The following is a 26390-nucleotide window of genomic DNA, read 5'->3' on the forward strand; positions in this document are numbered from 1 at the left end:
GGCCGCTTATACTCGCGGGCCGTTCACCCACCCAGGATCGCCTGCCCGATGCGTCGTCGCTTGCTCGCACCCCTGCTGCTCTGCGCAGCCACCGCCCAGGCCGACGAAGGCATGTGGATGCCCTCGCAACTGCCCGACATCGCCACGCAGCTCAAGGCCGCCGGCTACAAGGGCGATCCGGCGCAACTGGCCGACCTCACCCGCGCGCCGATGAACGCGGTGGTCAAGGTGGGGGGCGCCACCGGCGCCTTCGTGTCGAAGGACGGCCTGGTGCTGACCAACCACCACGTCGCCTTCGGCGTCATCCAGTACAACGCCAAGCCCGACCGCGACCTCATCCACGATGGCTTCGTGGCGAAGGACCGCGCCGGCGAGCTGCCGGCCAACCCGGACTTCCGCGTGCTGGTCACCACCGGTTTCGACCGCATCACCGACCGCATCCTCGGTGACGCGCGCGGCAAGCAGGGCCGCGCGTATTTCGACGCGATCGACGCCGCCACCAAGGCCGTCGTCGCCGATTGCGAACGCGAGCCCGGCACGCGCTGCAGCGTGGCGAACATGGATTACGGCACCGACTTCTACCTCATCAAGCAGCTCGAACTGCGCGACATCCGCCTGGTGTACGCACCGCCCGAAGCCATCGGCAATTACGGCGACGAGATCGACAACTTCATGTGGCCGCGCCACTCCGGTGATTTCACGTTGCTGCGCGCCTACGTCGGCAAGGACGGCAAGCCCGCCGACTACGCACCGGACAACGTGCCCTACGCGCCGCCGGCGCACCTGCAGGTGTCCACGCGCAACGTGCAGCAGGGCGATTTCGCGATGCTCGCCGGCTATCCGGGCGTGACGTTCCGCCATCGCATGGCGTCCGAATTCAAGAACCAGATCGAATGGCAACTGCCTTCGCGCGTGGCGCTGTTCGACGGGATCATCGATACGGTCGATGCGGCCGCGAAGGGCGACAAGGCCGCGCAGGTCGCCTACGCCTCGCAAGTGCAGTCGATGAAGAACAACCGCAAGCGCGCGCAGGGCGAACTCGACGGCCTGCGCCGCAGCGACGCGGTGCGCGTGCGCAACACCGAAGAAGCCGCGCTGCTCGCGTGGCTGGACAAGCAGCCCGACGGCGCAGCCGCGCGCAAGGACATCGACGCGGCGCAGGCGCTGTTGTCCGATGCGATGGCCACGCGCGACCGCGATCAACTGGTGTCCACGGTCCGCGGCTCGACGCAACTGCTGCGCGCCGCGCTCACCGTACAGCGCCGCGCCATCGAACGCGCCAAGCCCGATGCGCAGCGCGAATCGGGCTACCAGGACCGCGACGAAGCGTTGATCGTGGGATCGTTCAAGCAAGTGCAGCGCCGCTTCGATCCGAAGGTGGAGAAGGCGATCCTGGCGCACCTGCTCGCGCAATATCGCGCGCTGCCGGCCGCGCAGCACGTTCCGGAAATCGACCAGGTCTTCGGGACCACCGAGGGCGATGCGAAGGCGAAACTCGACGCGCTCTACGCCGGCACGAAACTCGGCGACGAAACCGTGCGCCTGGCGACGCTGCAGGACGCGAACATCGCCGCCAGCACCGACCCGATGCTCGTCGCCGCGAAGACGCTGCTGCCTGCGTACCTGCGCATCGAGGAAGAGGGCAAGCAGCGCGAAGGCGACCTGCTGCGCCTGCGTCCTTCCTACATGCGCGCGCTCAATGCCTACAGCAAGTCGCAGGGCCGCGCGGTGTACCCGGATGCGAACTCCACGCTGCGCGTGAGCTACGGGAAGATCACGCCGATGTCGCCGCGCGATGGCATCGACTATCGCCCGCTGACGACGGTGCAGGGCATCGTCGAGAAGCACACCGGCACCGCACCGTTCGATGCGCCCAAGCCGCTCCTCGATGCGATCTCGAAGGGCGACTTCGGAACCACCGCCGATCCGGTGCTCAAGACGCAGACGGTCGACCTGATGACCAACCTCGACACCACGGGCGGCAATTCCGGCTCGCCGGTGCTGGACGCGGACGGAAAACTCATCGGCCTGAACTTCGACAGCAACTGGGAAGCGGTGAGCGCCAGCTGGTACTACGACCCGCGCTACAAGCGCGCGATCCACGTGGACATGCGCTACCTGCGCTGGCTGCTGGCGAAGGTGTACCCCGCGCCGGATCTGCTGCGGGAAATGAATCTTCCGGCCGAGTAAGCATCCGGGAAGTTTCGGCTGGAGCGCGCCCCGGGGCGCCTCCAGTCTCCTCGTCGCGGGCCATCCGGCCCATGACGAGGAGCGCGCCATGCGCATGCTACGAATCGCGGCGGCCGCCAGCCTGCTGCTGCCGCTGGCGGCCCAGGCCGCCAAGCCGGTGACCTGCGCGAAGATCGACCGGGCGCAGGTCGTCAAACTGTTCGACACCTGGAACGCGACGGCGATGAAAGGGACGCCCGCGCAACTGGCCGCGCTGTACACCGACGACGCCGTGCTCCTGCCTGCCGTGTCGAACAAGCCGCGCTACACCAAAGCCCAGCGCATCGAATTCTTTTCGAAGTTCGACCAGAAGCGCGCCGTCGGCCACGTCGACGAACACCGTGTGCAATTGGGGTGCAATGCCGCCATCGACTCGGGCGTGTACACGCTGACGCTCGCGCAGGGCGGGCACGTGAAAGCGCGTTACACCCTGGTCTATGTGTACGACGGCAAGCGTTGGCTCATCGCCAACCACCACTCTTCGGCAATGCCGTCGGTGACCGAGGCGGAGTAAGCCTCACGCGTCGGGCAGTGTGTAATCGAAGGTGTAGAAGTGCTGGCCCTCGACGATGTCGATGGCCATGCGCCCCTGCAATCCGGCCAGGCCGTCGGTGCCCGAATCGGGGACCACGGCCAGGTCGAGCGCCGGCGTGCCGCGCTCCATCACGCCCAGATGGCGGAAGAAGAACGTGCCGCTGCGGCCTTCGAGCGTGGCGACGACGCGTTCGATCGCGACGTAACACCCCGAGCCCGGCGTGGCGGTCATCGCGGCCATCATGTGCACGACGCTCGCGCCCTGGAGCGGACCTGCGAAGGTCTTGTCGAAACGGAAATGCCCGGCTTCCACGCCATCGCCCATGTCGAGTGCCGGCTGTGCGCTGCGCTTGACCTCGAACGTGCCTTTCGCCTGCGTCATGGGGGTTGCTCCGTGGAGGGACGTGCATGTTAGGCTGCAGGCGTCGCGGATTCCCATGCCAGCCGGCCCCGTTTTCCGACACGCAGTGAAGCAATTGGTACCACCGGGCGCATTGCCCGACGATGTCGCAGTCCGTCCCGCCGGCTCGCAGGTTGTCCGCGCTCCTTCCTCAAATCGGAGCGTGCGGATGAAAGTGCTGGCTTGCGATGGCATCCATGAAGACGGTTTGGCGTTGTTCCGGCTCGCGGGCTGGGACGTGGCCATCGCCGATCCCATCAAGAATCCCGACGACCTTGCCGCGGCCCTGGCCGACGTCGACGCGCTGCTCGTGCGTTCGGCCACTCCGGTGCCTGCCGCTGCGCTCGAACATGCGCGCCGCCTGCGCGTGATCGGCCGCGCCGGCGCCGGCGTGGACACCATCGACGTCGAAGCGGCCACGGCCAAGGGCATTGCGGTGATGAACGCGCCGGACGGCAACACGCTCGCCGCCGCCGAACACGCGCTGTCGCTGCTGTTCGCACTGGCGCGCCACATTCCGCGCGCCGATGCCGGCATGAAGGCGGGGCAATGGCCGAAGGCGGGCCTCACCGGGTTCGAACTCGAGGGCAAACGCCTCGGCGTCGTGGGCCTGGGCCGCATCGGCGGCACGGTCGCGCGCAAGGCGCAGGGCATCGGCATGGAAGTCGCGGCCTACGATCCCTTCCTGCCCGCGTCGGCGGCGGGGAAGGGCAGCGTGCCGCTGAAGTCGCTCGACGAGCTGCTCGCGTGGGCCGACATCATCACGCTGCACATCCCGCGCACGAAGGAAACCACGCACCTGTTGTCCGAAGCGCGGCTGCGCGCGATGAAGCCCGGTGCGTATCTCATCAATGCGGCGCGCGGTGGACTGGTCGACGAAGCGGCGCTGCTGCGCCTGCTCGACGAAGGCCACATCGCCGGCGCGGCGCTCGATACCTTCGCGACCGAACCGCTGCCCAGCGATTCGCCGCTGCGCCCGCATCCCAAGCTCATCCTCACGCCGCACCTGGGTGCGTCGACCAGCGAAGCCCAGCAGGCGGTGAGCACGATCCTCGCGCGGCAGGTGATCGACTTCGTCGCCACCGGCGCGGTCGCCGGCTGCGTCAACCTGCCGCCGCTGACAGCGGAAGCCGCACGCGAAGTGGGCCCGTGGATGCCGCTGATGTCGGCGCTGGGCCGCCTGGCAGCGCGCCTGGTGCGCGCGCCGACGCAGTTGACCGTGACCTATGCCGGACGCACCGACGCGCTCGACACGCGCCCGCTCACGCGCCTGCTCGTGGCCGCGCTGCTGGGCCAGCATTCCGGTCGCGTCACGCCCGTCAACGCCCTGCAGGAAGCCCATGCGCGCGGCCTGGTGGTGGCCGAGACGGTCGGCGGCGACGGCGATGGGTTCGACCGCCTGCTGCGCATCCGCGTGGAAGGCGCCGACCGCGTGCGCGAGATCGAAGCCACGCTGCATCGTGGCCCCCGCGTCGTGCGCCTGGACGGCGTCGAAATCGAATTCGACCCGCAGGCCCACGTGCTGCTGCTGCGCAACGAAGATCGGCCGGGCATGATCGGCATCGTCGGTTCGCAACTCGGCGCGGCCGGCATCAACATCGTGAACTTCGCGCTCGGCGCGGCCGGCGACGGACAGGCGCGCGCAGCGATCACCGTCGACCAACCGCTCGACGACGCGCAACTGGCCACCCTGCGCGCCACGCCCGGCGTGCTTTCGCTGCAACAGGTCTGATATCGACATGAAGATCCTCCTCGCCCGCCACGGCGAAACATCGTGGAATGCCGAAGGTCGCTACCAGGGCCAGGAAGACATTCCGCTGTCCGACGTCGGCGAAGCGCAGGCGCGTTCGCTCGGGCAGCGCCTGCGCCACGTGCACATCGACCGCGCCGTCGCCTCGCCGCTGAAGCGCGCGCTGCGCACCGCCGAACTCGCGCTGGGCGAAGACCGCCTCGCGAAACTCACGACCGACGCGGGCCTGATGGAAATCGCGCACGGCACCTGGGAAGGCCTGCTCGCCGCGCAGATCCGCGAACGCGACCCCGATCGCCTGCATGCCTGGCGCCACGCGCCGCACGAAGTGCTGATGCCCGAAGGCGAATCCCTGCAGCACGTCATCGACCGCGCGTGGCCCGCGTTGCAACGCGCGACCGAAGGCCTTGGCGCCGACGACACGCTGCTCGTCGTCGCGCACGACGCGGTCAACCGCGTGCTGCTGTGCAAGGTGATGGGCCTGCCGCTCTCGCGCCTGTGGACCTTCCGCCAGGCGCCGACCACGCTCAACCTGCTCGAAGGGCCGGACATCGATCATCTCGATGTCGTGCGCATGAACGACGCGACGCATCACACCGCACTGTTCGGCGAAGCCGTACATCGGGCGCTTTGATGTCGGCGCAGCGCACCCTTGCCGACTGGCTCGACTACATCGAGCGCCAGCATCCGAAGTCCATCGAACTCGGGCTCGATCGCGTGCGCGCGGTCGCCGGGCGAATGGAACTCGTGGCGCCTGCCGAGAAATCCATTGTCGTCGCCGGCACCAATGGCAAAGGCTCGACCGTCGCCTTCCTCGAAGCGATCGCGCGCGCCTCGGGCCTGCGCGTCGGCACCTACACCTCGCCGCACCTACTGCGTTACAACGAACGCGTGCGCATCGATGGTGCGCTCGCCGACGACGCACATCTGGTCGAGGCCTTCGAAGCCGTCGACGCCGCGCGCGGCGATACGCCGCTGACCTATTTCGAATACGGCACGCTCGCCGCGTTGTGGTTGTTCGACCGCGAGCGCCTGGATCTGGCGATCCTCGAAGTGGGCCTCGGCGGACGCCTGGATGCGGTAAACATCGTCGATGCGGATGTGGCGGTGATCACCACGGTGGATCTGGATCACCAGGATTGGCTCGGCGAGGATCGCGAGGCGATCGGCAAGGAGAAGGCCGGCGTCGCGCGCGGTTGGAAACCGTTGGTGCTGGGCGAAGACGATCCGCCCTCGAGCGTGCTCGGCCACGCGTATCGCATCGGCGCCTCGGCGATCCGCGCGAACTGCGATTTCTTCTTCGAAGACAACCACGACGGCTCCTGGCGCTGGCGCGAGGTGAATTTCGCGCTCGATCTGCCGATGCCGGCCCTCGCCGCGCCCGTGCAGATGCGCAACGCGGCCACCGCGATCGCGGCGCTGCGTGCGCTCGACCTCCCGATGACGCGCGAGGCGATCGCCGAAGGCGTCGCCGGCGCGCACCTGGCCGGTCGCCTCCAGCGCAGGCAGATCGACGGCGTCGACGTCGTCCTGGACGTCGGCCACAACCCACAGGCCGCGCGCACCCTGGCGCAATGGCTGTCCGCCGCGCCGGTCGAAGGCCGCACGCTGGCGGTTTACGCCGCACTCGCGGACAAGGATGTCGCAGGCGTGGTGGCGGCTCTGTCGCCCCACGTCGATGCCTGGTGGCTCGCGGGGATCGGCGATGCGGGGCCGCGCGGCAGCGACGTCGATGCCTTCGCCGAACGCCTGGCAGGCACCGCGGCCGCGGAAGGCGCGCGCCACGCAACGGTTTCGGAGGCGCTCGCCGCCGCACTCGCACAGGGCAGGGCAGGCGATCGGGTGCTCGTCTTCGGTTCGTTCCACACCGTGGCCGATGCGATGCGTGCCCTGGGTTCAGAAGGTGGCGCGGTGCGAAGGCTATAATTGCCGCCGGCAACATCGCCCGGTCGCCGTGGTCCAAGCCCTTTCGATGGAACCCGCACTGAAACAGCGCCTCGTCGGCGCAGCCGTGTTGGTCGCGCTGGCCGTGATCTTCCTTCCCATGTTGATCCAGGGGCCCGCGCCCGAAAGCGGCGTGGCCGATGTCCCGCTGGAAGCACCGGCCGCACCGCAGGGCGAGTTCGAAACCCGCGACCTCCCGTTGGTGGCGCCCGAAGGCGCACCGGCCGAAGGTGCGCTCGGGATGGAGAACACGCCGCCGCAGTCCGCCATCGCGAGCGCGGCGAGCGTCAAACCCGCATCGCCCGCGACCCTCGCCAGCGCGCCGCCCAAGGACGTCGCGGCGGCCGCGACCACCCGATCGATTCCCGAAGACGCCGCACCGCCCGCGCCCGCCGCGATCTACCCGGCACCCACGGCGGGCGGCAACTACGCAGTGAACGTGGGCAGCTTCGGCACCGCCGGCGCCGCCGATACGCTCGTCGCGACCCTGCGCACCGCCGGGCTCGCCGCCTTCCGCGAAGCGGGCAGCGTCGATGGCAAGACCGTCCAGCGCGTGCGCGTGGGTCCCTTCGCCACCCGCCCGCAGGCCGAAGAGGCCCGTTTGCGCGCGGCCAAGGTCAAGGGCACGGCGACGCCGCGCGTGGTCGCGCTCGATGCGGAAGTCCCCGCCAACGCGCCGGCCAAGCCCGTTGCCGCCGCCCAGCCCGTGACCAAGCCGGTCGCGCCGCCCACCGTGGCCGCGAAGCCGCCGGTGGTCGCCGCCGGGCCCGCCGCGTCGGGCACCGGATTCGCCGTCCAGTTGGCCGCGTTCAGCAAATCGGCCGATGCCAACGCCCTGCGCGACAAGCTCCGCGCCGCCGGCTTCAGCGCGTTCACCGAAGCGGTGTCCACCGACAAGGGAACCCTCACCCGCGTCCGGGTGGGCCCGGTGTTGAATCGCGCCGAAGCGGACCAACTCAAAGCGCAGGTCAAGAGCAAAGTCGGCCTGGACGGCGTCGTCCGTCCGCATCCCTAAGCGTCAGGAATCCCCATACCCATGTGCGGCATCGTCGGAATCGTCGGAACCTCGGAAGTCGCAGCGCAGCTCTACGACGGCCTCACCGTGCTGCAGCACCGCGGCCAGGACGCGGCCGGCATCGCCACCACCGACCGCCACCGCCTGCGCGTGCACAAGGGCAACGGCCTGGTGCGCGATGTGTTCGACGCCGCGTCGATGGCGCTGCTCGAAGGCCGCGTCGGCATCGCGCACTGCCGCTATCCGACCGCCGGTTCCGAAGGCGCCGACGAATCGCAGCCCTTCTACGTCAACTCGCCCTACGGCATCGCGCTGGCGCACAACGGCAATCTGGTGAACACCGACGCGCTGCGCCGCGAAGTGTTCGAACAGGACCGCCGCAACGTCAACACCGAGTCCGATTCCGAAGTCCTGCTCAATGTCTTCGCGCACGAGCTCGACACGCAGAAGGCGCTCACGCCCGAATCGGTCTTCAAGGCCGTCGAAGGCGTGAACCGTCGCGCCAAGGGCGGCTACGCCGTCGTGTGCGCGGTGCTCGGCCTGGGCCTGGTCGCCTTCCGCGATCCGCACGGCATCCGCCCGCTCGTGCTCGGCAAGCGGTCGTCCGCCGGTGGCGACGAATACTGCGTGTCCTCCGAATCGGTCGCGCTCGACATCCTCGGCTTCGAACGCGTGCGCGACGTCGCGCCGGGCGAAGCGGTGGTGATCACCGCGCGCGGCGAGTTGTTCACCCAGCAGACCGCGCCGTCCGAACTGACGCCGTGCATCTTCGAGTACGTGTACTTCGCGCGCCCCGATTCGATGATCGACGACATCTCGGTGCACAAGGCGCGCATGCGCATGGGCGTGACGCTCGGCGAGAAGATCCTGCGCCTGCGCCCGGACCACGACATCGACGTCGTGATCCCGATCCCCGACACCTCGCGCGATTCCGCGCTGGAAATCGCCAACACGCTCAACGTGAAGTACCGCGAGGGCTTCATCAAGAATCGCTACGTCGGCCGCACCTTCATCATGCCGGGGCAGGGCGAGCGCGCGAAGTCGGTGCGGCGCAAGCTCAATCCGATCCCGCTGGAATTCCGCGGCCGCAACGTGCTGCTCGTCGACGACTCCATCGTGCGCGGCACCACGTCGCGCCAGATCGTGCAGATGGCGCGCGACGCCGGCGCCAAGAAGGTCTACCTCGCTTCCGCCGCGCCGCCGGTGCGCTATCCGAACGTCTACGGCATCGACATGCCCTCGACCGACGAACTCATCGCGCATGGCCGCACCGAAGCAGAGATCGAACAGTTGCTCGGCTGCGATTGGCTGATCTACCAGGATCTCAAGGACCTGGAAACCGCCGTCGCGGGCCCGAAGCATCCGGGTCGCAAGTTCGACAGCTCGTGCTTCAGCGGCGAATACGTGACCGGCATCGACCCCGATTACTTCGAACGCATCCGCCAGTTGCGCTCGGACGACGCGAAGAAGAAGCGCCGCATCGCGTCCTGACGCCATGGCTTCGCTGTTCGATGCAGCGCGCGCGTGCCTCGACGCGGACACGCCCGAGGCCAAGCTCGCATTGACCGCGCAGGCCGCGGCGGATTTCGCCGACGGCAAGTTCGCCACGCTCGAAGACGAACGCGCGCCCGACCCGATCGGCATGCCCGGTCGCCCCGCGCGCCCGCGCCTGGTGCATCCGCGCGAGCTCCCGCGCCGCGGCTTCGGCAGCGACGAAGGCCGCGCGGCGTTCATCCATGCCGTGGCGCACATCGAATTCAACGCGATCGACCTGGCGTGGGATGCGGTCTATCGCTTCCGGCATTTTCCGGCCGATTACTACCGCGATTGGGTGGGCGTGGCCGCCGATGAAGCGCGCCATTTCGCGATGCTGCGCGGCCGCCTGCACGACTTGCGCCACGACTACGGCGATTTCGACGCGCACAACGGCCTGTGGGAAATGGCGGAGAAGACCGCGCACGATGCACTCGCGCGCATGGCGCTGGTCCCGCGCGTGCTCGAAGCGCGCGGCCTGGACGTCACGCCCGGCATGATCGACAAGCTGCGTTCCCTCGGAGACGACAAGACCGCCGACATCCTCGTGGTGATCCTGCGCGAAGAAGTCGCGCACGTCGCGGCCGGTTCGCGCTGGTATCGCTGGTGTTGCGAAGTGCACGGCATCGAGCCGCGTTCGAAGTTCCGCGCGTTGCTCGCCGAATACGCGCGGCCGGTATTGCACGGTCCGTTCAATCTTGAAGCGCGCAGCGCGGCCGGGTTCGACGACGAGGAACTGGCGTCGCTGCTGCAACTCGACGCTGAATCCAGGCGCTGACTCAGGCCAGCGCGGACAACGTCGCGCCGTCGCGGTCCACCCGCAACACCGAGCCCTGTTCGTACCAATCGCCGAGCACGATGCGCGTGCCGTGCGCCTGCTCGTGCACCTTCGGCCGATGCGTGTGCCCGTGGATCAGGCGCGGAATGCCGAAGCGCCCCATCGTTGCCTCGACCGTCGCCGGCGCGACATCGGTGATCGCTTCCATCAAGCCAGCGTGCTTCAGCCCGGATTGATGCGCCTGGCTCGCCGCGCGCGCCTGTTGTGCGAACGCGATGCGGTTCGCCAGGGGCTGCGCGAGGAACTGCGCCTGCCATTTCGGATCGCGCGTCTGCGCGCGGAAGGCCTGGTACGCCTTGTCGTCGGTGCACAAGGTATCGCCGTGCATCAGCACCGCCGGCGCGCCTTCGAGCACGACCACGGCCGGGTCGGGAAGGATGCGCATGCGCGCGCGATTCGCGTAGGCCTCGCCGAGCAGGAAATCGCGATTGCCGCGGATGAAATACGACGGCGTGCCCGCGCGATCGAGCGCCGCCAGGCGATCGGCCACGAACGCGCCGACCTCGGACGGATCGTCGTCGCCCACCCATGCTTCGAACAGGTCGCCCAGGATGTACAGCGCATCGGCGCCACGCGCTTCGCCCTCCACGAACGTGCCGAACAATTCGGTGATCGCGGGCCGTTCGGCGTCCAGGTGGAGGTCGGAAATGAACAAGGTCGTCATCGCGGGCATTCTAAGCGGGGCAGGCGTAAAATCGCCGGTCTTTCGCCAGCGCCGCATCCCCATGGCCGTCCGCACCCGTTTCGCTCCCAGCCCCACCGGTTACCTCCACATCGGCGGCGCGCGCACCGCGCTGTATTGCTGGCTGGAGGCGCGCCGCCACGGCGGCGCCTTCATCCTGCGCGTGGAAGACACCGACCAGGAGCGCAGCACGCAGGCGGCGATCGACGCCATCCTCGAGGCGATGCAATGGCTCGGCCTGGGCTACGACGAAGGCCCGATCTTCCAGACGCAGCGCCTGGAGCGTTATCGCGAAGTCGCCGAGCAGATGGTGCGCGACGGCACGGCGTATTACGCCTACGAGACCAAGGCCGAACTGGAGGCGATGCGCGAAGCGGCGATGGCCGCCAACGACAAGCCGCGTTACAACGGCGCGTATCGCGAAGCCAATGCAGGCTTCCGCGACGACCCCAATCGCGTCATCCGCTTCAAGAACCCCATCGACGGCACCGTCGTGTGGGACGACAAGGTCAAGGGCCGCATCGAGATCGCCAACAGCGAACTCGACGACCTGGTGATTTTCCGTTCCGACGGCTACCCGACGTACAACTTCGCGGTCGTGGTCGACGACATCGACATGCAGATCAGCGATGTCGTGCGCGGCGACGACCACGTCAACAACACGCCGCGGCAGATCAACATCTATCGCGCGCTGGGCAAACCGGTGCCGCATTTCGCGCACCTGCCGATGATCCTGGACGAGCAGGGCGCCAAACTCTCCAAGCGAACGGGCGCAGCGGATGTCATGCAGTACCGCGACGCCGGCTACCTGCCGCACGCGCTGCTCAATTACCTCGCGCGCCTGGGCTGGTCGCACGGCGACCAGGAAATCTTCTCCATCGCCGAACTGGTTTCGCTGTTCGACCTGAAGGACGTGAACGCCAAGGCCTCGCGCCTGGATTCGCAGAAGCTGGGCTGGCTCAACCAGCAGTACCTGAAGACCGACGATCCCGAAGAAGTCGGCAAGCACCTGGAATGGCACCTGCGCAATGCCGGTTACGATCTCGCGCAGGGCCCGACGCCGGCCGACATCGTCATCGCGATGCGCGACCGCGTGCAGACGCTGAAGGACATGGCCGAGCGCGCCGCGGTGTGGTTCGGTCCGCTGACGACGTACGACGATGCCGCCGTCGCCAAGCACCTCACCGCCGGCGCACGCGCACCGTTGTCCGACGCACGCGATCGGCTCGCGGCGCTGGTCGAATGGTCGGCCGACGGCGTCAGCCAGGCCTTGCACGCCAGCGCCGAAGCGCTCGGCATCGGCATGGGCAAGGTCGCGCAGCCCATGCGCGTGGCGATCACCGGCACGCAGGTCAGCCCCGATATCTCGCACACCGTGTATCTCGCCGGGCGCGCGCAGGCGCTGGCCCGCATCGACGCAGCCCTTGCAAAGCTGCCGGCCGGGGACTAATTCAAGGGAATGGGTATCCACGCTTCCTGCACCGACCCCAAGCACCACGTCCACGATGGCGATGCCTTCGTGCACGAGGTCGAGCGGGCGTGCGAGTCGCGGGGACTGAACCTCACGCCGATCCGCGCCACCGCGATGCGGCTGATCGCCGATGCGGGCCGTCCCCTGAAGGCCTACGAGCTGCTCGATCGCATGAAGGCCACGCACGAAGGCGCGGCTCCGCCGACGGTCTATCGCGCGCTCGAATTCCTCGTCGAGAACGGGTTCGTGCACAAGCTGGCGTCGATCAACGCATTCGTTGGCTGCCACCATCCCGGCGGGGAAGCGCACGCCGTGCCGTTCCTGATCTGCGATGAATGCCACTCGGCGACGGAGCTGGAGGACGACAGCATCGTGTCCTCGCTCGATGCCTCGGCGCGCGCGCTGGGCTTCGCGCCGCAGGCGCAGACGCTGGAAGTGCACGGCGTCTGCAGCGCCTGCCGGGGCTGAACAGGGCAGGCGGCTGTCCTCACATCGGGTTGAAATCCGGTTGACGGGGAATGTTATATTGTTTCACCGATGTCGCCCGCCCAAGCCTCCCATCGTTTCCTCGACCGCCTCGGCGCAGCCGGTTCGCTGCTGTGCGCGGTCCACTGCGCCGCGCTGCCGCTGGCGATCGCGGCCCTGCCGGCGCTGGGCCTGGCCTCGGCCAAATACGATGGATTCGAGCAGGCGTTCATCGCCTTCGCGACCCTGGTCGGTTGCTTCAGCGTGTTCTGGGGGTACCGCCGGCACGGCGCGGTCCGTGCGCTGGGCCTGCTGATCCCCGGCCTGGTCGCGCTCTGGTCCGGCATCCTGCTCCCGCAGGTCCATCACAACCTGGTGCTGCATGCGCTGGTGATGACCACCGGCGGCATGCTCGTCGGCCTGGCGCATCTGGCCAACCTGCGGCTGGTGCACATCCACAACGCCAGTTGCGTCCATTGATCTGCTAGGCTTTGCGCCCTCGCGCGCAACCTGTGCGCAGATTTCGATACCGGATACCAGGAGCATCACGATGGGCAAGGGCGACCGCAAGACCGCCAAGGGCAAGCGCTACAACGCGAGCTACGGCAACGCGCGTTCCAGCGCTTCCACCAAGGCGGCGGGCACGGCCAGCGCGCCGGCGGTGAAGAAGACCGCCACCAAGACGACGACGGCCGCCAAGGCCCCGGCGAAGAAGGTCGTGGCGAAGAAGACCGCTTCGAAGGAGTAATCCTTCCGCGTCAGCGCCATGAACGAAGAAGCCCCGCGATTGCGGGGCTTCTGCTTTTCGGAACCGCGGGTCGCGATCAGTGCTTTTCGGCCTTCGCTTCGATCTGCCCCCAAACGCGCAGCAGGTTCCCGCCGAGGATCTTGCGGATGTCGGCTTCCGAATACCCGCGCTTCATCAAGCCATCGACCAGCACCGGATAGTCCTTCACCGACTTCAGGTCGACCGGCAGTTCGCCCGACACGCCATCGAAATCCGAACCGATGCCGATGTGGTCGACGCCCACCAGCTTGACGCCGTAATCGATCTGGTCGAGCACCGCGTCGACGTGCAGGACCGGCGCCGGATGGTCCTTCGCGAACTGCCTGTCGAACGCCTCGATCTCCTTCGACGACTTGCCGGCCTTCTTCATCGCCGCCATCTGCGCGCGCTTGTCGGCCCATTCGCGCGACTGCTTGTCGGACAGGAACACCGTGCCGAACGACACCTGGATCACGCCGCCTTCCTTCGCGATCGCGACCGCGAGGTCGTCGGGCAGGTTGCGGTGCCAGGTCGGCGTGAAGTGGCGCAGCCCCGAATGGCTCGCGATCACCGGCACGTCGGTGACGCGCAGCACGTCGCGCACGGCATCGTCGGAGACATGCGAGACGTCGACGATGATGCCCAGCCGGTTCATTTCCTTCACCACCTGCTCGCCGAACGGGCTCAGCCCGCCCCACTTGTGCGTTTCGACGTACGAGGAATCCGCGATGCGGTTGTCCTCGCCGTGGCACAGCGTGATGTAGCGGACGCCGCGGTCGAAGAAGAACTGCAGCTTGCCCAGGTCGTCGCCGATCGGACCGCCGTTCTCCATGCCCATCGGCAGCATGACCTTGCCGACGTTCTTCTCGACATCCTGCGGCGAGAGCAGCAGCGCGAACTTGTCCGGCGCGCGCGCGATGAGCGAGCGCACCGCGTCGATCTGCAGGTTCGCGATCGTCCAGGCCTTGCCTTCCTGGTCTTCCTCGGCGGAGGTGTAGATCGACATCCATGGAACATCGAGGCCGCCTTCCTTCGCGCGCGGATAGTCGAAGTCGCGCTTGGGCGTGAGGACCGTCAGGTCGTTCCAGCTGTCGATCAGGTTTTCCGGCGCGTCGATGTGCGTGTCGACGATGAGCGCGTCCTGCGCGAGCTTGCGCGCGGCGGCGGAAGGCTCGGCGGCATGCACGATGCCGAACAGGCACAACGGAAGAAGAGCCAAGACGTAACGACGCATGCAACGCACTCCCCGGACGAAGTAAAGGTCACGCAATGCGGGCACCGCCTGCGTGGACGGACTGGACGAGATTCCCGCCGAGCCAATAGCACAACTCGGACGGATGGCGCACGTGCCAGGCGACGAAGTCCGCGCGCATGCCCACGCGCAACTGGCCGCGATCGCGCAGGCCGAGCGCGCGCGCGCCGTGCGTGGTCGCGCCGCGGAGCGCTTCCTCGGGCGTGAGGCGGAAATGGGTGCAGGCCAATTGCATCGCCTGGCGCAGGGACAACAGCGGCGAGGTGCCCGGGTTGCAATCGGTCGCCACGGCCATCGGCACGCCGTGCGCGCGGAACAACTCCAGCGGCGGCAGCTGGGTGTCGCGCAGGACGTGGAACGCGCCCGGCAACAACACCGCGACCGTGCCGTTGGCGGCCATCGCCCGCACGCCGGCGGCGTTGGTGTGTTCGACATGGTCGGCCGACAGACCGCCGAACTCCGCGGACAAGCCCGCGCCGCCCAGGTCGCTCAACTGATCGGCGTGCATCTTCACCGGAAGCCCGAGCGCGGTGGCCGTCTCGAACACGCGGCGCGTTTGCGTGGGCGTAAACGCGATGTTTTCGCAGAAGGCATCGACGGCATCGACGAGGCCTTCTGCATGCAGGTCGGGCAACCAGGCGCACAAAGCTTCGATGTACCCGTCGGCGTTGTCCTTGAATTCCGGCGGCAAGGCATGCGCCGCGAGATACGTGGTGCGCACGGTGATGCGCAGCGTCCGCCCGATCTCGCGCGCGACACGCAGCATCCGGCGCTCGCTTTCGAAATCCAGGCCGTAGCCGGATTTGATTTCCAGCGTCGCCACGCCATCGCGCACCAAAGCCTGCGCACGCGGCAGCGACTGCGCAAGCAACGCCGCCTCGTCGGCCTCGCGCACCGCGCGCACGGTCGACAGGATGCCGCCACCCGAGCGCGCGATTTCCTCGTAGGTCGCACCCTTCAATCGCATCTCGAACTCGCGCGCGCGATCGCCGGCGAACACCAGGTGCGTATGCGCATCGACCAGCGCCGGCGTCACCCAGCCGCTGGCCTGGATCACCTCGCGTGCGAGCGCTTCGGGCGCGTCCGGCAAATCGGCGCGCGGCCCGACGAACGCCAGCACGCCGTCCTTCCACGCGAGCGCGCCATCGACGATCTCGCCGTAGCCCGCAGGCTCGGCGAGCGTCGCAAGGGAAGCGCCGAGGAGCAGGCCATCGAAGGGGAGGGTGGCATTGGGCATCGACGTGGATTGTAGGGTCACGGCCACGGGGCGAGAATGACCGGCATGGAGACCCTGCACGCGGAACGCCTCTGGACCCCCGACGGCTGGCGGATCGACGCCGGCTTCACCCACGACGCAGGGCGCATCGTCGAATTGACCGGCGCGCAGCCCAGCGAAGGCGCGGCCTGGGTGGTGCCGGGCCTTGCGAACCTGCATTCGCACGCGTTCCAGCGCGCGATGGCGGGGCAGGCCGAGCGGCAGACCCACCCGCAGGATTCGTTCTGGACCTGGCGCGAGACGATGTACCGCTTCGCCGCGCGCTTCGCGCCCGATACCTTGCAGGCCATCGCCGCGCAGCTCTACGTGGAAATGCTCGAAGCCGGTTACACGACGGTCTGCGAATTCCACTACCTCCATCAATCGCCCGACGGCCGCCCGTACACCGATCCGGCCGCGATGTCGCACGCACTGATCGAAGCCGCGCGCGAAACCGGCATGCGCCTCACCCTGCTGCCGGTGCTGTACATGACCGGCGGCTTCGACGGCCGCGCGCTCACCGATCGCCAGAAGCGCTTCGGCAATACGCTCGACAGCTTCGTGCGCCTGTTCGAAACGCTGCAGGGCGAGCAGGACGACACCCTGCGCGTCGGGATCGCACTGCACAGCCTGCGCGCGGTGCCGCCCAACGCGATGCAGGACGTGCTGGCGCAATTGCCGGGCGAAACGCCCGTGCACATCCACATCGCCGAGCAATTGCCCGAAGTCGTCGACTGCGTGGCCTTGCGCGGCGCGCGTCCGGTCGAATGGCTCCTGGCCAACGCGAACGTCGATCGCAACTGGACCCTCGTCCACGCCACGCATCTGTCGCAGGCGGAAATCGAAGGTATCGCAAAGAGTGGCGCTACCGTGGCGATCTGCCCGACGACCGAAGCCAACCTGGGCGACGGCCTGTTCCCGCTGCGTGCGTTCCTCGAGGCGGGCGGTTCCTGGGGCATCGGTTCGGATTCGCACGTCTCGGTCTCGCCGGTGGAAGAACTGCGCTGGCTCGAATACGGGCAGCGCCTGGCCACGCACCATCGCAACGTCGCCGTCGGCACCACCACGACGAGCGCCGGCGAATCGTTGCTGCACGACGCATTGGCGAGCGCCGAGCCCTCGACCGGACATGCGGTGGGTTGCTTCTACAAGGGCGCGAGCGCCGATTGGCTGGTGCTCGATCGCGACGCCCCGCAGTTCATCGGCGCGACCACCGACGATGCGATCGACCGCTGGCTGTTCGCAGGCAATGCACCGCACATCCGCGAAGTGCATGTCGCCGGAAAGAAAGTGGTGCATGAAGGCCGGCATCGCGAGCGCGAGGCGATCTTCACGCGCTTCAAGGCGGCGATGCACACGTTGCTGGCCTGAGCGCTTCTCCGAATCCGCATGGACGGGGCGTCCGACACGCCCGGCTCCCCGCGTTGAGTCCAGTGTTGTTCGCGCTTGCGGAGGCGCCATGGCTACGTTTGGATCGCGTCGACGCGTGCTCGGGCAACTCAGCGGCGTCGGCGTTCTCGCGCTCGCATCGCCCTGGGGTGAGGCCATCGCCGCGCTGGCGGCGACGCCTGCGCAGACTCCCGGGCCGTTCCGACCGCAGCCCCCTCCCCTGGAAAGCGATGCCGATCTCACGCGCGTGGAAGGCGCGAAGGCGCCTGCGGAAGGACAGATCATCCAGGTCGCCGGCCGCGTGGTGGATGTCGACGGCAAGCCGATCCGCGGTGCGTCGATCGAAATCTGGCAGGCCAACGCGCACGGGCGCTACGCCCATCCGCGCGACGTCAATCCCGCGCCGCTGGACCCGAACTTCCAGGGCTATGCGCGCTTGCGCACCGACGAAGACGGACGCTATCGCTTCAAGACGATCAAGCCGGGCGCGTATCCGATCAACCCGATGAATCCCGGCGCCGTGCGAACGCCGCACATCCATTTCGACGTCGCGGGAAAGCGCACGCACCTGGTGACGCAGATGTACTTTCCAGGCGAAGCGCTCAACGCGAGCGACCGCATCTACGGCGCGCTGGGTGCGAGCGGAGCGGCGGCGGTCGCGCAGCGCCTTCCGCCGAGCGACGACATGGCGTCGGGCGAATGGTTGTTCGGTTGGGAGATCGTGCTCGCCTGAGTTGCGGAAGCGTCTGTTCGCCAACCCGGTCGGGAATTGCGCGCGCACGCGTTGGTTAGGCTGCGCGCATGCGATTCCTGCTGCTCCTGTTGGTCTGGATGGCGATGCCCGCCGGCGCGATGGTCGGGCGCGTCGACGCCTTGCTGGTCGATGACGTGGGGCTGGCGCGGACCAAGCTGGCGCTCGATGCGATGATCGATGGCACCGTCGATGTCGCGTCGGCCTTGCGCGCCGTGGAAGACCTGGAGCGCGTCGTCGCAGCGGAACTGGCACCCGATGCCTCCGTCGGCGTGCGCATCGACGCGTTATTGCGCGTGTTGTACGTCGCAGGCGAATGGAACGCGCATCGCCCTTTCACCTACGACTTCGACGACCCCTTCGCGCGGCAGCCACGCAACCGCTTGCTGTCGACCTACCTGGACGCGCGGCGCGGCAATTGCCTCACGATGCCCGTGCTTTTCGCGATCCTCGGGCGGCGCATCGGGTTGACCGTCGCGCTCGCCAAGGCACCGCACCACCTGTTCGCGAAGGTGCGCGACGACGACGGGGCCTGGATCAACGTCGAAGCGACGGGCGGCGGCTTGAAATCGGATGCGGGGTACGTGCGGGAGACCGGCATTTCAGAACGCGCGCTGGCCAATGGCCTGTACCTGCGGCCGCTCACGCGTGCCGAAGAGGTCGCCGTCCTGTCCGCCGATGTCGCTGCCGCGCTGGAGCGGCGTGGCGATTTCGAAGGCGCCATGCGCATCGCCCGGCGCATGTTGGAAATCGATCCGAACGATGTCGATGCGATGGTGCGCCTGGGCTCCCTCCACGGCCGCATCCTCGACCGCGACTTCCACCAACGATGGCCCGACCCGGCCGACGTGCCGCGCGCGCGGCACGCCGAGTATCGCGAGCGAAGCGCGACGAACGCAGCCTTGTTCGCGCAAGCCGAAGCGCTGGGATGGCGCCAGACGACGCCCGGGGAAACTGCGGACTACCTGCGCGCGATCGAACGCGCGCGTTCGCGGTTCAACCCGCCGACGGAGGCTCCGCCGCCGGTCCCACCGTCGTGACGATCCGGATCTGCCCCTGCAAGGTCCGGTGGACCGGGCACTTGTCGGCGATCTGCATCATGCGCTCGCGCCCCTTGTCGTCGATGGCGCCGTCGATCCAGATCGTGCGCGAAAGGCGATCCACCTTCGCATTCGGATCCAGCTCGCAGTGTTCGCAATCGACCTCATGCACTTTTTCGTGCTTCACGTGCACGCGGATGTCGGTCACGGCCAGGTGCTTGGCCTTCGCGTAGAGGTGCAGCGTCATCGTCGTGCACGCCGCCAGCGCCCCGGACAACAGCCCGTACGGCGATGGCCCGGCGTTGGTGCCGCCGACCGCGACGGGCTCGTCCGCCACCAGCGCGTGGCCTGCGATATCCAGCGTGGTGCGGAAGCCGGTGTTGTCGGAATGCGCGAGCGCCTCGCCTTCGTCGAGGCCGGGGGGAAGCGTTGCAAATTCAACCATGTCGCTCTCCTTACGATGACAACATCGGCAACTTCAGCCCCTGTTCCTTCGCGCATTGCTTCGCGATTTCGTAGCCAGCGTCTGCGTGGCGCATCACGCCGGTGCCCGGGTCGTTCCACAGCACGCGCGCGATGCGCTTGTCGGCTTCCTCGGTGCCATCGCAGACGATCACGACGCCCGAGTGCTGCGAATAGCCCATGCCCACGCCACCGCCATGGTGCAGCGACACCCACGTCGCGCCACCGGCCACGTTGAGCATCGCATTGAGCAGCGGCCAGTCGCTGACCGCATCGCTGCCGTCGCGCATCGCTTCGGTTTCGCGATTGGGCGAGGCGACGCTGCCGCTGTCCAGATGATCGCGGCCGATCACGATCGGCGCGCTGAGCTCGCCGTTGCGCACCATTTCGTTGAACGCCAGGCCGAGCTTGTGCCGCAGCCCGAGGCCGACCCAGCAGATGCGCGCGGGCAGGCCCTGGAAGCTGATGCGTTCGCGCGCCATGTCGAGCCAGCGATGCAGGTGCGCGTCGTCGGGGATGAGTTCCTTGACCTTCGCATCGGTCTTGTAGATGTCTTCCGGGTCGCCGGACAGCGCCACCCAGCGGAACGGGCCGACGCCGCGGCAGAACAGCGGACGCACGTAGGCCGGCACGAAGCCCGGGAAGTCGAACGCGTTCGTGCAGCCTTCGTCCTTCGCCATCTGTCGGATGTTGTTGCCGTAGTCGAACACGGGGATGCCCATGTCCTCGAAGGCGAGCATCGCTTCGACGTGCACGCGCATCGACTTCTTCGCCGCATCGCTGACGCGCACCGGATCCTGCGATTGCATGCGCAGCCACTGGTCGACCGTCCAGCCGATCGGCAGATAGCCGTGCACGGGGTCGTGCGCGGAGGTCTGGTCGGTCACCGCATCCGGGCGCACGCCGCGGCGCACGAGTTCGGGCAGGATTTCCGCGGCGTTGCCGAGCAGCGCGATGGACTTCGCTTCGCTCGCGGCGGTGTACTTCTCGATGCGCGCCAGCGCGTCGTCCAGGTCGGTGGCCTGTTCGTCGACGTAACGCGTGCGCAGGCGCATGTCGATTCGCGACTGCTGGCATTCGATGTTGAGCGAGCTCGCACCCGCGAGCGACGCGGCCAGCGGCTGCGCGCCACCCATGCCGCCCAGGCCCGCGGTGAGGATCCACTTGCCGGTGAGGTCGCCGCCGTAATGCTGGCGGCCCATCTCGACGAAGGTTTCGTAGGTGCCCTGCACGATGCCTTGCGAGCCGATGTAGATCCACGAGCCGGCCGTCATCTGGCCGTACATCATCAGGCCCTTCTTATCGAGCTCGTTGAAGTGTTCCCACGTCGCCCAGTGCGGCACGAGGTTGGAATTGGCGAGCAGCACGCGCGGCGCATCGGCGTGCGTCGGGAACACGCCGACCGGCTTGCCCGACTGGATCAACAGCGTTTCGTCGTCGCGCAACGTCTTCAGCGACGCGAGGATCGCGTCGAAGCATTCCCAATCGCGCGCCGCACGGCCGATGCCGCCATAGACCACCAGCTCTGCAGGATTCTCGGCCACTTCGGGGTCGAGGTTGTTCTGCAACATGCGGAACGGCGCCTCCGACAGCCAGGACGGGCAGGACAACTGGCTGCCGCGCGGGGCGCGGATCGTGCGGCTGGAATCCTTGCGGGTCGACATCGAGCGCTCCGGCGCGTGGGGACCCGCGATTATCCCTCAGCCCTGCGGGCAGGTCTTGCGTTCGGCGTGGAAGGAGGCGACGTCGGCGTCGCTGGCGGGGTGGGGTGCGGCGCCGCCATCGAGCAGGACGCGCCACTTGCCGTCGCTGTCGCGATGCCAGGTCGAAACGAAGGTCGACACCGAAACCCGCCTGGGGGTCTTGCCGGCGGGCGATTCGAGCAACGCGCGGCCGGTGGAGTAGGCGATGTCGCCTTCGCCGCCGATGGCCACCGCGGTCGGGTACCACGACAGCACCAGCGCCGACCCGTCGATGATGCCGGCCCAATCCTTCAGGACCGCCGCACGGCCGCGCACGGGCGAGCCCGAGCCCACGCCGAATACCGCGCCGGTGTTGACGAAATCGGCGAAGGCTTTCGCATCGTGCCGTTTCACGCTGTCGGCGAAGGCGAGCTCGCGCGCCCACACCACGCATTCGGCCTTGCTGAAAGTGGGCGATTTCGCGGTGTCCTGCGCAACGGCCGGGGACGAAACAACGAGGGCTGCGACGACGAGGGCAAGGCGCATGAACGACTCCATGGTGGGCGAAGCGCGCACCGTATCATTGCGCCATGGGGATCCTGTTCCGGGCCGCGCTGGCCCTGCTGCTGAGCTTCGGGCTGACCGCATGTGCCTCCACCCGGCCGGGGGAGGCGCCGCCGCCCGTGCTGCTGGTCTCGATCGACGCCTTTCGCGCCGATGACCTCGACCGCGGGCTGACGCCCAACCTGGCGCGCATCGCGAACCAGGGCGTTCGCGCCGAGGGCATGCGCCCGTCCTATCCGGCGCTGACCTTCCCGAATCACTACACGCTGGTCACCGGCCTGCGGCCCGATCGGCACGGCATCGTGCACAACACGATGCACGATGCGGAGCTGGGCGACTTCAAGGCGAGCAACGCGGCGAACGCGGGCGACGCACGCTGGTGGAACGGCGCCGAACCGATCTGGGTGACGGCGGAAAAACACGGCCTTGCGACGGCGACGATGTTCTGGCCCGGTTCGCAGGCGGCGATCCACGGTGTCCGCCCCACCCATTGGCGCGCGTACGACAGCACGTTTCCCGACGACGCGCGTGTCGACCAGGTGCTTGCGTGGCTCGCCGAACCTGCGCCCCGCATCCGGCTTGCGACGCTGTACTTCGAACTGCTCGACAAGACCGGGCACGACGACGGCCCCGATTCACCGGAGATGACCCGCGCGCTCGCGCGGATCGACGCTTCGATCGGCCGCCTGGTCGACGGCTTGCAGGCGCGTGGCCTGCGCGATCGCGTCAATCTGGTGATCGTCTCCGACCACGGCATGGCGCAAGTGCTGCCGGGCAACGTCGTGGCGATCGAAGACATGGTCGATCTGCGCGATGCCGATGTCGTCTCGACCGGGCAGGTCGTCGGCTTCACGCCGAAACGCGGACATGCGCGCGATGCCGAACAACGATTGCTCGGTCGCCATGCGCACTACGAATGCTGGCGCAAATCGGAACTGCCGCAACGCTGGCATTTCGGCACGCATCCGCGCGTACCGCCGATCCTGTGCCAGATGGACGAAGGCTGGGACGCAGGCTATCGCGATGCGCTGGCCCGACGCCCCGCGCATGCGCGTGGTTCCCATGGTTACGATCCCGCGCTGGCGTCGATGCGCGCGTTGTTCATCGCGCAGGGCCCGTCCTTCGTGCCGGGCATGCGCTTGCCGGTGTTCGACAACGTCGACGTCTATCCGCTCCTGGCGCGCCTCCTGCAACTGCCGCCCGGCGAACATGATGGCAGCGCGGACGTGTTCACGCCCGCGCTGCGTTGACGCGTTCGGCACTCAACGGCGGCCGTGCGCCATCGCCGCGTGCCCGGCTTCGAGTTCGGCGCGCGTGAGGAAACCATCGCGGTTGTCGTCGAGCCACGCGAAGCGGTCGCTCAGGCGCGGCATCTTTTCCTGCACTTCGATGCGGCCGAGTTTCCCGTCGCGGTTCAGGTCGGCGTCCTTGAAGCGTGCGTCGAACGCCGCCTGGCGCTCGGCGGCGCGCTGCGGGCGCATGCGCTCGTGGTACGCGGTGACTTCCGAACGCACGATGTAGCCGTCGCGGTTGGCATCGAGCGCGGCGAAGGTCGACGCTTCATGCATGCGCTTTTCGGCGCGCGCGGCGCGTTCGGGGTGCTGGGCACGCATCGCGTCGCGCTGCGCCTGGCCGGCGTCGAATTCGGTGCGGCTGATGCGGCCGTCGTTGTCGGTGTCGAGGCGTTCGAGGCCGCCGTGGTGCATGCCGCGATGGTCCTGCGTGGCGCCCGTCGGCGCCTGGGCGAACGACAGCGCGGACAGGAGCATCAGCGCCGCCGCGGCGAGGGCATGGATCTTCATCTGGGACTCCGTCGTGCGCGGCAGGGGCGCCGCGCGTGGTTCCGGGAACGCCCGCAGCCCCCCCGCAGTTGACCGCGCAGCTGTGCCGTTCAGTCTTCGTCGCGGTTCGCGAAACTGCGTGTTCAGGCTGAATATCAGGCGCTTACAGCGCTTTTTTCTCACTTCGCTGTCACCGCGCGATTCCTAACATTCGGGCCCAACACGTAGCCGATCGATCTTTTTTCATGTCGCCGACCGAATACGAATATCTCTTCATCCTCGACGCCCTCGAACGGAAGGAGCCCATCTTTCCGTTCATCGTGCAGGCGTTGTCGGAATCGGGCCTGGTCGACGTGAGCGCGCAGGGCATCAGTCTGACGCCCGCAGGCGAGACCCTGATGCAGCAGGTCGCCGAGAAAGAGTCCGATCCGGCGCACTGAAGCGCGCGCTTTTGCGCACCGCCACCAGCGCTCAACGCAGCGCTACCGTTGGACATCAAATCCATTCAGCTCAGAGCGTGCGGCCGCGCACAGTTGTGCACGCAAAACGTGCGCCAGCGCACGGATACGCACAGGCGCACGACGCGCCTGCGGCATTCACGCAAACCCAGCGGAACACTATGCCGGCGCGAGCGTCTGCAGGGGGTGGGCGACGCGCACCGGGAATTGCGCATGCCTTACGAAGTCGACGTCAACCAATACCTGGGCCTGACCGTGCTGACCCTGTGGGGGCTGGTCTGGGTGGAAGAACGCCAGGCCGCGCTGGATGAAGTCATCGCGCAATTGGACGAGGGACGGCCGTATCGCATCCTCGTCGACATGATCGGCGCCAGTTGCGCCAACGATTCGCTGGAAACCAGCGCCGCCTTCGCGCGCCGCCTGGCGGGCGAGCGCAAGCTCAAGGGCTGCCGCATCGCCTACCTGTATCCGGACAACGCGCGCATCAATGTCGCCGTCGAGCGCCTGGCTGAAGCGCGCGACTTCCGCTTCCGCCGCTTCACCACGACCACCGAAGCGCTCGACTGGTTGCTCTCGCCGCCCACGCGCATCAAGCCCGTGCCGCCGATCCAATCGCAGGCCGAGCCCGATGCGCTGACTTTGCTCGCCGGCCTGCGCAACGGCCGCTGGGTCGCCTGAGGCTCAGCCGGCCATCCGCACCACCGCCTGCGTGGCGCGGTCCACTTCTTCGGGTGTGTTGGCCAAGCTTCCCGCGAGCCTGGCGTAAGTCACCGCATACGGACTCGTGCTCGCGACGATCTTCTCCTCGCGCAGCCGCTTGACGATGTCTTCGGGCTTGATCCCGTCGATTTCGAATGCGACCAGGCCCGCCGACAAATCCGGCGACTGCGGCGTATGCACGTGGATCTTCGGATGTCCTGCCAGCTGTTGCTTGATCCGCGTGTTGAGTTCGGCGATGCGATTGGCCACGCGTGCGCGGCCCATCGCGGCATGCATTTCGAACGCGGCCGAGGCCGCCCACTGATGTTCGAAGGCATGGAAGCCGCCGGGCGACACGCGTGATGCATTGGTCGGGCCTTTGGGCGGCCGTTGTTCGGCCCACGCGTTGTACGACTCCCAGTCGGTGAAATTCGGCACCGTCGGGCGCAGGCGCGCCCAACCCTCCGCGTTCGACCACAACAGGCCGGTGCCGCGTGGCGCGAACATCCACTTGTGCGTACCGGCCGCGATGTAATCCGGCCCCAGCGTCGCCAGCGTTTCGTCGACCGCGCCGATGCCATGCACGCCGTCCATCACCAGCAGGACGTCGGGATGTTTGGCCTTCAACGCGCTGGCCATTTCGCGGATCGGCAAACGCATGCCGGTGCTCGAATGCACCCACGTCAATCCGACCACGCGCGTCTTCGGCCCGACGCCGGCGAGCAGGTTGGAGACCAGGCTGTCGACGCTCGCGTCCTTCGCATCGTCGTACAGCTTGACCCGGCGCGTCGTCGCGCCGCTGCGTTCGTTGGCCAGTCGGATCGATTCGTGGTGCGAATAATGATCGTGCGTGGTGGCGAGGATTTCATCGCCCGCGCGCAGCGGCAGGCCGTGGTAGATCAGCGCGAGGCCTTCAGTGGTGCAACGTGTCAGTGCGACGTCTTCGGCGCGGCCGCCGATGTAATCGGCGATCGTCGATTGCACCTTGAGCGGCACGTTCGCGTCGGCTTCTTCGAACATGCCGTGTTCGATGACGTGGAACGGATCGCGATCCATCGCACGGCGCCAGGTGTCGATCGCATCGCGCACGGGCGCCGGATGGCTGGCGATGAAGAAGGTCGCGAAGTGCGCCCACGCCGGATCCAGCGCGAATTGCTCGCGCACCGCGCCCCAGTCCGACAGATCGGGCAGGGGCGTGCTTTCGGCCTCCAGCGCCGCCAGCAGGGAGCCGGCAGCCAGCGTGCCCGTGAGGGCGACGGGTGCGGCGAGAAAGCGGCGGCGGGTGAGGTCCATGAACACGCTCCGGCGGACGATGACCTCCGGGGCAACGCATGCTTCGTGCCGGAACGGACAATCCTCCTCGCGGTTCACGCCGGATTCGATCCACGGCGGTGCCCAACGCCTACACTGGACGCAATCAATTCTGCTTC

Annotated in this window: 27 protein-coding genes; 18 read left to right on the forward strand and 9 right to left on the reverse strand. The window is 67.9% G+C overall.

Annotated features, from left to right (window positions below):
- Nucleotides 1-48 precede the first annotated feature (48 nt).
- Together AB4059_RS11600 and AB4059_RS11605 are read left to right on the forward strand one after the other, a co-directional pair.
- A complete protein-coding gene (locus tag AB4059_RS11600; RefSeq protein ID WP_498979114.1) occupies nt 49-2190 on the forward strand; it encodes a S46 family peptidase in 2142 nt (713 codons plus the stop codon).
- 88 nt (nt 2191-2278) lie between these two features.
- A complete protein-coding gene (locus tag AB4059_RS11605) occupies nt 2279-2743 on the forward strand; it encodes an SgcJ/EcaC family oxidoreductase (protein WP_498979115.1) in 465 nt (154 codons plus the stop codon).
- 3 nt (nt 2744-2746) lie between these two features.
- Here the strand turns inward: AB4059_RS11605 and AB4059_RS11610 are convergent, their stop codons facing one another.
- The gene (locus AB4059_RS11610; protein ID WP_498979117.1) at nt 2747-3145 is read right to left on the reverse strand and encodes a DUF3224 domain-containing protein; all 399 of its coding nucleotides are present in this window, start codon (nt 3143-3145) and stop codon (nt 2747-2749) included.
- Nucleotides 3146-3332: 187 nt separating this feature from the next.
- On the opposite strand from AB4059_RS11610, the gene serA reads away from it, so the two are divergent.
- Genes serA through AB4059_RS11640 form a run of 6 tightly spaced genes read left to right on the forward strand, consistent with a single transcriptional unit; the run spans nt 3333 to nt 10183 of the window.
- On the forward strand, nt 3333-4895 hold the full coding sequence (gene serA / locus AB4059_RS11615; RefSeq protein WP_498979118.1) for a phosphoglycerate dehydrogenase: 1563 nt from the start codon (nt 3333-3335) through the stop codon (nt 4893-4895).
- A gap of 7 nt (nt 4896-4902) precedes the next feature.
- The gene (locus AB4059_RS11620; protein ID WP_498979119.1) at nt 4903-5547 is read left to right on the forward strand and encodes a histidine phosphatase family protein; all 645 of its coding nucleotides are present in this window, start codon (nt 4903-4905) and stop codon (nt 5545-5547) included.
- On the forward strand, nt 5547-6839 hold the full coding sequence (gene folC, locus AB4059_RS11625; protein WP_498979121.1) for a bifunctional tetrahydrofolate synthase/dihydrofolate synthase: 1293 nt from the start codon (nt 5547-5549) through the stop codon (nt 6837-6839). The genes AB4059_RS11620 and folC overlap by 1 nt, the downstream gene beginning before the upstream one ends.
- 46 nt (nt 6840-6885) lie before the next feature.
- Nucleotides 6886-7872 carry an SPOR domain-containing protein gene (locus tag AB4059_RS11630; RefSeq protein ID WP_498979122.1) on the forward strand — a complete coding sequence of 329 codons (987 nt, stop codon included), beginning with the start codon at nt 6886-6888 and terminating at the stop codon, nt 7870-7872.
- A gap of 21 nt (nt 7873-7893) precedes the next feature.
- Nucleotides 7894-9363, forward strand: a complete 1470-nt coding sequence (gene purF / locus AB4059_RS11635) for an amidophosphoribosyltransferase (RefSeq protein ID WP_498979124.1) — start codon at nt 7894-7896, stop codon at nt 9361-9363.
- Nucleotides 9364-9367: 4 nt separating this feature from the next.
- Nucleotides 9368-10183, forward strand: a complete 816-nt coding sequence (locus tag AB4059_RS11640; RefSeq protein ID WP_498979125.1) for a ferritin-like domain-containing protein — start codon at nt 9368-9370, stop codon at nt 10181-10183.
- Nucleotide 10184: 1 nt separating this feature from the next.
- Here the strand turns inward: AB4059_RS11640 and AB4059_RS11645 are convergent, their stop codons facing one another.
- Complete coding sequence (locus AB4059_RS11645; RefSeq protein WP_498979126.1) at nt 10185-10907, reverse strand: UDP-2,3-diacylglucosamine diphosphatase; 723 nt, start codon at nt 10905-10907, stop codon at nt 10185-10187.
- Nucleotides 10908-10968: 61 nt separating this feature from the next.
- On the opposite strand from AB4059_RS11645, the gene gltX reads away from it, so the two are divergent.
- The 4 genes from gltX (at nt 10969) to AB4059_RS11665 (ending at nt 13609) form a co-directional block, all read left to right on the forward strand.
- Complete coding sequence (gene gltX / locus AB4059_RS11650) at nt 10969-12375, forward strand: glutamate--tRNA ligase (RefSeq protein WP_498979127.1); 1407 nt, start codon at nt 10969-10971, stop codon at nt 12373-12375.
- 9 nt (nt 12376-12384) lie between these two features.
- Nucleotides 12385-12864, forward strand: a complete 480-nt coding sequence (locus AB4059_RS11655) for a transcriptional repressor (RefSeq protein WP_498979128.1) — start codon at nt 12385-12387, stop codon at nt 12862-12864.
- 69 nt (nt 12865-12933) lie between these two features.
- Nucleotides 12934-13341 (forward strand): MerC domain-containing protein, encoded by a 408-nt coding sequence (locus tag AB4059_RS11660; RefSeq protein ID WP_498979130.1) that lies wholly within the window; start codon nt 12934-12936, stop codon nt 13339-13341.
- A 46-nt stretch (nt 13342-13387) separates the two neighbouring features.
- A complete protein-coding gene (locus tag AB4059_RS11665) occupies nt 13388-13609 on the forward strand; it encodes a 30S ribosomal protein THX (protein WP_498964828.1) in 222 nt (73 codons plus the stop codon).
- A 76-nt stretch (nt 13610-13685) separates the two neighbouring features.
- Here the strand turns inward: AB4059_RS11665 and AB4059_RS11670 are convergent, their stop codons facing one another.
- Nucleotides 13686-14861, reverse strand: a complete 1176-nt coding sequence (locus AB4059_RS11670; RefSeq protein ID WP_498979132.1) for a dipeptidase — start codon at nt 14859-14861, stop codon at nt 13686-13688.
- A gap of 28 nt (nt 14862-14889) precedes the next feature.
- Complete coding sequence (gene hutI, locus AB4059_RS11675) at nt 14890-16116, reverse strand: imidazolonepropionase (RefSeq protein ID WP_498979133.1); 1227 nt, start codon at nt 16114-16116, stop codon at nt 14890-14892.
- Between the two features lie 45 nt (nt 16117-16161).
- Here hutI and AB4059_RS11680 point away from each other — a divergent pair, with 45 nt between their 5' ends.
- The 3 genes from AB4059_RS11680 (at nt 16162) to AB4059_RS11690 (ending at nt 19314) form a co-directional block, all read left to right on the forward strand.
- Nucleotides 16162-17505, forward strand: a complete 1344-nt coding sequence (locus tag AB4059_RS11680; protein WP_498979134.1) for a formimidoylglutamate deiminase — start codon at nt 16162-16164, stop codon at nt 17503-17505.
- An 88-nt stretch (nt 17506-17593) separates the two neighbouring features.
- Complete coding sequence (locus tag AB4059_RS11685; RefSeq protein WP_498979135.1) at nt 17594-18256, forward strand: dioxygenase family protein; 663 nt, start codon at nt 17594-17596, stop codon at nt 18254-18256.
- A 68-nt stretch (nt 18257-18324) separates the two neighbouring features.
- Nucleotides 18325-19314 carry a transglutaminase family protein gene (locus tag AB4059_RS11690; RefSeq protein ID WP_498979137.1) on the forward strand — a complete coding sequence of 330 codons (990 nt, stop codon included), beginning with the start codon at nt 18325-18327 and terminating at the stop codon, nt 19312-19314.
- Here AB4059_RS11690 and AB4059_RS11695 read toward each other — a convergent pair.
- Genes AB4059_RS11695 through AB4059_RS11705 form a run of 3 tightly spaced genes read right to left on the reverse strand, consistent with a single transcriptional unit; the run spans nt 19271 to nt 22004 of the window.
- Nucleotides 19271-19759, reverse strand: coding sequence for an OsmC family protein (locus AB4059_RS11695; RefSeq protein WP_498979139.1), 489 nt, complete (start codon nt 19757-19759; stop codon nt 19271-19273). The genes AB4059_RS11690 and AB4059_RS11695 overlap by 44 nt on opposite strands.
- 10 nt (nt 19760-19769) lie before the next feature.
- A complete protein-coding gene (gene hutU / locus AB4059_RS11700) occupies nt 19770-21440 on the reverse strand; it encodes a urocanate hydratase (protein ID WP_498979141.1) in 1671 nt (556 codons plus the stop codon).
- Between the two features lie 36 nt (nt 21441-21476).
- Nucleotides 21477-22004 carry a YybH family protein gene (locus AB4059_RS11705; RefSeq protein WP_498979142.1) on the reverse strand — a complete coding sequence of 176 codons (528 nt, stop codon included), beginning with the start codon at nt 22002-22004 and terminating at the stop codon, nt 21477-21479.
- A 44-nt stretch (nt 22005-22048) separates the two neighbouring features.
- On the opposite strand from AB4059_RS11705, the gene AB4059_RS11710 reads away from it, so the two are divergent.
- Nucleotides 22049-23272 (forward strand): alkaline phosphatase family protein, encoded by a 1224-nt coding sequence (locus AB4059_RS11710; protein ID WP_498979144.1) that lies wholly within the window; start codon nt 22049-22051, stop codon nt 23270-23272.
- 12 nt (nt 23273-23284) lie between these two features.
- Here the strand turns inward: AB4059_RS11710 and AB4059_RS11715 are convergent, their stop codons facing one another.
- Nucleotides 23285-23824, reverse strand: coding sequence for an EF-hand domain-containing protein (locus AB4059_RS11715; RefSeq protein ID WP_498979145.1), 540 nt, complete (start codon nt 23822-23824; stop codon nt 23285-23287).
- Nucleotides 23825-24048: 224 nt separating this feature from the next.
- Here AB4059_RS11715 and AB4059_RS11720 point away from each other — a divergent pair, with 224 nt between their 5' ends.
- Nucleotides 24049-24243: a hypothetical protein gene (locus AB4059_RS11720; protein WP_498979147.1), complete on the forward strand. Its 195-nt coding sequence runs from the start codon at nt 24049-24051 to the stop codon at nt 24241-24243.
- 231 nt (nt 24244-24474) lie between these two features.
- A complete protein-coding gene (locus tag AB4059_RS11725; protein ID WP_498979149.1) occupies nt 24475-24939 on the forward strand; it encodes a hypothetical protein in 465 nt (154 codons plus the stop codon).
- A 3-nt stretch (nt 24940-24942) separates the two neighbouring features.
- Here AB4059_RS11725 and AB4059_RS11730 read toward each other — a convergent pair whose 3' ends face one another.
- A complete protein-coding gene (locus tag AB4059_RS11730; protein WP_498979150.1) occupies nt 24943-26253 on the reverse strand; it encodes an aminotransferase class V-fold PLP-dependent enzyme in 1311 nt (436 codons plus the stop codon).
- Nucleotides 26254-26390 lie beyond the last annotated feature (137 nt).

The sequence above is a fragment of the Lysobacter sp. 2RAF19 genome (assembly GCF_052115395.1).
Taxonomy (GTDB): domain Bacteria; phylum Pseudomonadota; class Gammaproteobacteria; order Xanthomonadales; family Xanthomonadaceae; genus Noviluteimonas.

Coding starts and splice junctions, on each gene's coding strand:
- AB4059_RS11630 (WP_498979122.1), top strand. CDS start 6,886: ATGGAACCCGCACTGAAACAGCGCCTCGTCGGCGCAGCCGTGTTGGTC.
- AB4059_RS11730 (WP_498979150.1), bottom strand. CDS start 26,253: ATGGACCTCACCCGCCGCCGCTTTCTCGCCGCACCCGTCGCCCTCACG.
- AB4059_RS11640 (WP_498979125.1), top strand. CDS start 9,368: ATGGCTTCGCTGTTCGATGCAGCGCGCGCGTGCCTCGACGCGGACACG.
- AB4059_RS11670 (WP_498979132.1), bottom strand. CDS start 14,861: ATGCGTCGTTACGTCTTGGCTCTTCTTCCGTTGTGCCTGTTCGGCATC.
- AB4059_RS11695 (WP_498979139.1), bottom strand. CDS start 19,759: ATGGTTGAATTTGCAACGCTTCCCCCCGGCCTCGACGAAGGCGAGGCG.
- AB4059_RS11690 (WP_498979137.1), top strand. CDS start 18,325: ATGCGATTCCTGCTGCTCCTGTTGGTCTGGATGGCGATGCCCGCCGGC.
- AB4059_RS11720 (WP_498979147.1), top strand. CDS start 24,049: ATGTCGCCGACCGAATACGAATATCTCTTCATCCTCGACGCCCTCGAA.
- AB4059_RS11610 (WP_498979117.1), bottom strand. CDS start 3,145: ATGACGCAGGCGAAAGGCACGTTCGAGGTCAAGCGCAGCGCACAGCCG.
- AB4059_RS11660 (WP_498979130.1), top strand. CDS start 12,934: ATGTCGCCCGCCCAAGCCTCCCATCGTTTCCTCGACCGCCTCGGCGCA.
- purF (WP_498979124.1), top strand. CDS start 7,894: ATGTGCGGCATCGTCGGAATCGTCGGAACCTCGGAAGTCGCAGCGCAG.
- gltX (WP_498979127.1), top strand. CDS start 10,969: ATGGCCGTCCGCACCCGTTTCGCTCCCAGCCCCACCGGTTACCTCCAC.
- AB4059_RS11600 (WP_498979114.1), top strand. CDS start 49: ATGCGTCGTCGCTTGCTCGCACCCCTGCTGCTCTGCGCAGCCACCGCC.
- folC (WP_498979121.1), top strand. CDS start 5,547: ATGTCGGCGCAGCGCACCCTTGCCGACTGGCTCGACTACATCGAGCGC.
- AB4059_RS11685 (WP_498979135.1), top strand. CDS start 17,594: ATGGCTACGTTTGGATCGCGTCGACGCGTGCTCGGGCAACTCAGCGGC.
- AB4059_RS11710 (WP_498979144.1), top strand. CDS start 22,049: ATGGGGATCCTGTTCCGGGCCGCGCTGGCCCTGCTGCTGAGCTTCGGG.
- AB4059_RS11645 (WP_498979126.1), bottom strand. CDS start 10,907: ATGACGACCTTGTTCATTTCCGACCTCCACCTGGACGCCGAACGGCCC.
- serA (WP_498979118.1), top strand. CDS start 3,333: ATGAAAGTGCTGGCTTGCGATGGCATCCATGAAGACGGTTTGGCGTTG.
- AB4059_RS11680 (WP_498979134.1), top strand. CDS start 16,162: ATGGAGACCCTGCACGCGGAACGCCTCTGGACCCCCGACGGCTGGCGG.
- AB4059_RS11620 (WP_498979119.1), top strand. CDS start 4,903: ATGAAGATCCTCCTCGCCCGCCACGGCGAAACATCGTGGAATGCCGAA.
- AB4059_RS11655 (WP_498979128.1), top strand. CDS start 12,385: ATGGGTATCCACGCTTCCTGCACCGACCCCAAGCACCACGTCCACGAT.
- AB4059_RS11705 (WP_498979142.1), bottom strand. CDS start 22,004: ATGCGCCTTGCCCTCGTCGTCGCAGCCCTCGTTGTTTCGTCCCCGGCC.
- AB4059_RS11725 (WP_498979149.1), top strand. CDS start 24,475: ATGCCTTACGAAGTCGACGTCAACCAATACCTGGGCCTGACCGTGCTG.
- AB4059_RS11715 (WP_498979145.1), bottom strand. CDS start 23,824: ATGAAGATCCATGCCCTCGCCGCGGCGGCGCTGATGCTCCTGTCCGCG.
- hutI (WP_498979133.1), bottom strand. CDS start 16,116: ATGCCCAATGCCACCCTCCCCTTCGATGGCCTGCTCCTCGGCGCTTCC.
- AB4059_RS11605 (WP_498979115.1), top strand. CDS start 2,279: ATGCGCATGCTACGAATCGCGGCGGCCGCCAGCCTGCTGCTGCCGCTG.
- hutU (WP_498979141.1), bottom strand. CDS start 21,440: ATGTCGACCCGCAAGGATTCCAGCCGCACGATCCGCGCCCCGCGCGGC.